This window comes from Acidovorax sp. LjRoot204, from assembly GCF_056175785.1.
Window position 1 is genome coordinate 1 of sequence record NZ_JBGFFF010000235.1, and the last position, 4,999, is coordinate 4,999.

Consider the following 4,999-nt stretch of genomic DNA (forward strand, 5'->3'; position numbering starts at 1 on the left):
GCTTTCTGTACCCAGGACGGCTTTGCCATTTGACAACGGGGGCGTGGCAAACAACTGCGCGCAGTATTCCAATCTTTTGTCTACCAGTGCTCCGGACGAATCCACACGCAGTGCGGAAATTCGCAGCGAATACCTGGTGTGTGACGCATTGCGAATGGTCGGCACCCAGCCTTTTATCGTGACCCAAGCCGCCCTGCCTGCCAACGCGGTCAAAGCGCTTTATGAACGCTTGGACCTGCGCACCTTCCCGTCCTCACTGCGCAACCGTGCAGACGGTCCAACCCACACGCCCAAGACTCTCTTGGGTTTGGGCAAAGTGACCATGAACCGAGACACCGTGGAGATCGAAACGGACACGCAATTTTTCAGCCTCAAGATCGTCGGGGTGGTGAGCCGCCCGGCCACCGAAGCGGGTAGTGAACGCCTGCAGAAAGAATGGATTGTGTGGGTTGGCGATGAGCTGAAAGACGGCAACTACAAGTCTTACCGCACATTGATCGTGCGCCCGTCTCGTGACTCGCGTGGTGACCGTTACACAGGAACGCTCTACCCCGTGCAATGACGTCCGACCAACGACAGCGGCGCCTTGGATCTTGGCGATCTGTCGAAGAAGTGGCGAGACCGTTCACCATCGGCCCCCCCGCCTCCCTCTGCCTCGGTGGCTTTGCAGTCTGGCACTACGCCCGGCTGCGCAATGTGCGGCTGAGCAAAATCACCGGCACCAGCCCCACCGCCACCAACGCCAGCGACGGCAAGGCCGCCTCGCCCAGGCGCTCGTCGCGGGCCAGCTGATAGGCCACCACGGCCAGGGTGTCGCTGTTGAAGGGGCGCAGCACCATGGTGGCGGGCAGCTCCTTCATCACGTCCACAAACACCAGCAGCGCTGCGGCGGCGGTAGAGCGCTTGAGCAGCGGCCAGTGCACGCGTGCCAGCAGGCCTGCGCTGCCCATGCCCAGCATGCGGGCAGAGTCGTCCAGGCTGGGCGGAATCCGCGCGTAGCCGCTCTGCATGGATTGCAGGGCGACTGCACAAAACCGCACCAAGTAGGCCCACACAATGCCAAAGGCCGTGGCCGTGACCAGCGCGCCCACGCCCCACTGCGGCATGGCCGCCTGCAGCCAGCCCACGGGCAACAACAGCCCCACGACGATGACGGCGCCCGGCACGGCATAACCCACGCTGGCCAGCTGCACCACGCCACGCGTGATGGCGTCGGGCTGGCGGCGCACCGCAAAAGCCAGGGCGAGCGCGATGGCGACGGCCAACGCCGCAGTGATGCATCCCAAGCGCACGCTGTGCCAGGCCCATTCCATGAACCGCTCCCACGGCAGCACCGACCAGTCGGCCGCCAGCGGCCGCAGCATGAAGACCACCGGGGCGACAAAACCCATGACCACCGGCACCGCACAGACCACCCAGGCGGCCCATCGGCGCGCACCATGCAGCCGCAGCGGCTGCGCCTCGGCCGAGCCAGCGCGCCCGCCGCCGGTGGCAAAACGCATGCGCTTTTGCGCGCGGTGCTCCAGGTGCAGCAGCGCCATCACCACCACCAGCAGCATGGTGGCCAGCTGCGCGGCGGCCAGGCGGTTGTCCATGGACAGCCAGGCTTTGTAGATGCCCGTGGTGAAGGTCTGGATGCCGAAGTAGCTGGCCACGCCAAAGTCGGCCAGGGTTTCCATCAGCACCAGCGCCACGCCAGCYGCCACGGCCGGGCGGGCCAGCGGCAAGGCCACGGCGCGGATGCGGCGCGGCAGCGGTGCGCCCAGCAGGCGTGCGGCCTCCATGAGGTGAGCAGCACGCTCACCCAGCGCCGTACGCGCCAGCAGGTACACGTAGGGGTAGAGCGAGAAGATGAACACCCACACCGCGCCGCCCAGGCTGCGCACCTCGGGCAGCAGGCGGCCTTCCAGGCCGAAGGTGTTGCGCAGACCCACCTGCAGCGGGCCGCTGAACTGCAGAAAGTCGGTGTAGGCGTAGGCCGTCACGTAGGCCGGCATCGCCAGCGGCAACAGCAGCAGCCATTCAAAGGTGCGGCGGCCCGGAAAGTCGAACAGCGTGACTGCCGCAGCCGCCAGCGTGCCCACCACGGCCGCGCCCAACGCTACCAGCACGCTCAGCCACAGCGTGGTCCACACATAGCCGGGCAGCACCGTGGCTGCCATTTCGCGCAGGATGGCGCCCGTCTGCGCATCGCCCTGCCCGGTGGGCGAGAACGGCAGCCACGACGCCAGCACCGCCAGCACCGGCAAGGCCAGAAAGCCTGCAAACAGGATCAGCGGGATGCTGCGAAAGACAGAAGACGGCGTGCGGCGCAAGGCGATGGGCTCGGCAGAGGAAAGAAAGCGCACACCTGCCGAAAGGCATGGGCACCGCAGCACCCAGGAATGCAAATGCGAATTTTAAGCATTCACTCCACCCCGCCTAAAATGCACAGATATGTTTCTTGAGGTCTCCCAACTCGAAGTGCACTACGCAGGCCGCGCACAGGCCGCCGTGCAAGGCGTCACGCTCAGCCTGAAAGCGGGTGACATCGGCGTGCTGATCGGCCCCTCCGGCTGCGGCAAGACCACCCTGCTGCGCGCCGTGGCCGGGCTGGAGCCCGTGACGGGAGGCGAGATCCGCCTCACCAAAAGCGTGGTCAGCAGCGCCCGCCTGAGCGTGCCACCCGAGCTGCGGCGCATCGGCATGGTGTTCCAGGACTATGCGCTGTTCCCGCACCTGTCGGTGGGCCGCAATGTGGCGTTTGGCATCCACCAGTTGCCCAAGGCCGAGCAGGCCGCGCGGGTGGCTGAGGTGCTGCAGCTGGTGGGCCTGACGGGCAGCGAGCACCGCTACCCGCACGAACTCTCTGGCGGCCAGCAGCAGCGTGTGGCGCTGGCGCGTGCGCTGGCGCCGCGCCCACAGCTCATGCTGCTGGACGAGCCGTTTTCCAACCTCGACGTGGACCTGCGCGAGCGCCTGGCACACGAGGTGCGCGGCATTCTCAAGGCCGCAGGCGCCACGGCGCTGTTTGTGACGCACGACCAGTTCGAGGCGTTTGCCATCGGCGATGTGATTGGCGTGATGAACGAAGGCCACCTGCACCAGTGGGACGATGCCTACACCCTGTACCACCGCCCCGCCACGCGGTTTGTGGCCGACTTCATCGGCCACGGCGTGTTTGCCCCCGCCACGCTGGTGCAGCGCGGCAACAACGTGGTGGCCCAAACACCCTTGGGCGACCTGACCGACCTGGATGAGTGCCCCCTGCCCAGCAGCTACCCTGCGGGTGAATGTGATGTGCTGCTGCGCGCCGACGACATCGTGCACGACGACCACGCGCCCGTGCAGGCGCAAATCGTGCGCAAGTCGTTCCGGGGGTCGGAGTTTCTGTACACCCTGCGCCTGGCCAGTGGCCACACGGTGCTGGCCCATGTGCCCAGCCACCACGACCACGCGCTGGGCGAGTGGATCGGCATCCGCGCCCAGGTCGACCATGTGGTGACGTTTCCGCGTGGCTGAGGCGGTGATGGAATCAAAATCGGCCGGATGCGCTAGTCGAACATGCCTGAATAGCTATTGAATCAATAGCAACCACCCTTCAGCTCAGGACTTGCCCTTGCGCTGCAGGCCCTCCAGCCCGTTCAGGTCCACCTGCGACATCAGGCCTCGCAGCTCTTTCACACCGATCTTGTCGCCCTCGATGCTGACCACAAGGCCGTTCTTCAGGATGGTCTTGAACTCTGCGTGGCTGCCATCCTTGTCGTAGCGCTGGTGCAGGGTGCGGCCACCCTCTTGCCAGGTCTTTTCGGCGCTGGTCTGGTCTTCTTTCTCGCCCTGCGCCATGCCCATGGCCATCACCGCCATCTGGCCCAGGCCGCCCACGTCCACGATCTCCAGGCGCAGCTGCTTGTCGTCGTTGCCGTATTGCGCGCTGGCCTGGCTGGTGGGCAAGCCCAGGGCTGCACCGTCCTGCACATCAAAACCCGTGCGGGGCAGGCCCGCCAGCTTCTCGGGCAGGGCCGCCTTGAGCGACTGGGCCGCAATGGCCTGACCCCCACCCAGCACACCCGCAGCGGCCTTGGCGGCATCGCCCGTGGCGGCTGCGATGGCGGCCGGATCCTGGCTCTTCTGGGCCTCTTCCATCTTGCGGGCGGCTTCTTCCATCTTCTTGCCGGCAGCTTCCAGGCCGGCGGTGTCGATGGACACCTTGCCACCGGGCGTGTTCATGGTGATGGCAGGGGCATCGGCACCGCCAAACAGCGCACCGCTGCGCGGCATGAACAGCGCACTGACGGCACCGATGACCACCCCCATCACGATGGCAGCAATGATGACCACCACCGTGTAGCCCACCGACTTTTCGGGCGCACTGCGCATGAGCACAGGCAGGCCGGTGTAGAGCAGGTAGATGGAATACACCGCCGCCAGCAGGCCCAGCATGGCCAGCGACGGCAGCAGGCTGAACACACCGCCCAGCAGGGCGGCCGTGCTGGCGTACACCGCCACCTTCTGTGCCTGGATCGCGTTCTTTTGCCCGCCGAAGGTGGGCGCCAGCGCATCGATGATGAAACCGAGCACCAGCAAGCCCGCCAGGCTCAACCCGTATGACACGACCATGTTCACCAGCCCGGAGACAAAAGGCACGCGGATGGTGACCCCAAAACCGCCAAAACCGATCAGCGACATGCCGATGAAACCGCAGACCGCCGGAATGGCGGCCAGGATCATGGCGTAGCGGGTGAACAGGGTGGCGGTGTCGGTGGCCTCCGCATCGATGGTGGCCCAGGCCTCCTTGGGTTGCAGAAGGATGCTTTTGGCGCGTTCAATCAGGTTCATGGTGCCCTCCCGGCAGTGTGCAAAGGCCTGCGATGAACCGCAGGCAAATGGAAAGCGCGGACGATACGGGACATTGCGCCGGGCAGACCACCTGGACGACCACCTGCAGGGCCCAAAGCGTGGAATATGCACGCTTTTACCGCACAAAGACAGCTCGTTGGGAACCCAGGGATCCTGTGTG

Annotated in this window: 4 protein-coding genes; 2 read left to right on the plus strand and 2 right to left on the minus strand. The window is 65.7% G+C overall.

The window, feature by feature from the left end; all coding sequences use genetic code 11:
• On the plus strand, positions 1–562 hold a 562-nt coding region (locus tag AC04MI_RS23400; RefSeq protein WP_476498830.1), incomplete at its 5' end, for a hypothetical protein.
• Between the two features lie 115 nt (positions 563–677).
• Here AC04MI_RS23400 and AC04MI_RS23405 read toward each other — a convergent pair.
• Entirely contained in the window at positions 678–2,315 is a 1,638-nt protein-coding gene (locus AC04MI_RS23405; RefSeq protein ID WP_395458189.1) for an ABC transporter permease, read from the minus strand.
• A gap of 121 nt (positions 2,316–2,436) precedes the next feature.
• Here AC04MI_RS23405 and AC04MI_RS23410 point away from each other — a divergent pair, with 121 nt between their 5' ends.
• The gene (locus tag AC04MI_RS23410; RefSeq protein ID WP_056066206.1) at positions 2,437–3,501 is read left to right on the plus strand and encodes an ABC transporter ATP-binding protein; all 1,065 of its coding nucleotides are present in this window, start codon (positions 2,437–2,439) and stop codon (positions 3,499–3,501) included.
• Between the two features lie 84 nt (positions 3,502–3,585).
• Here the strand turns inward: AC04MI_RS23410 and AC04MI_RS23415 are convergent, their stop codons facing one another.
• Positions 3,586–4,818: a Yip1 family protein gene (locus AC04MI_RS23415; RefSeq protein WP_395453033.1), complete on the minus strand. Its 1,233-nt coding sequence runs from the start codon at positions 4,816–4,818 to the stop codon at positions 3,586–3,588.
• Positions 4,819–4,999: the final 181 nt, after the last annotated feature.

Bases quoted from the DNA above. Each gene is read 5' to 3' on its own strand.
- AC04MI_RS23410 (WP_056066206.1), top strand. From the start codon at position 2,437: ATGTTTCTTGAGGTCTCCCAACTCGAAGTGCACTACGCAGGCCGCGCA.
- AC04MI_RS23415 (WP_395453033.1), bottom strand. From the start codon at position 4,818: ATGAACCTGATTGAACGCGCCAAAAGCATCCTTCTGCAACCCAAGGAG.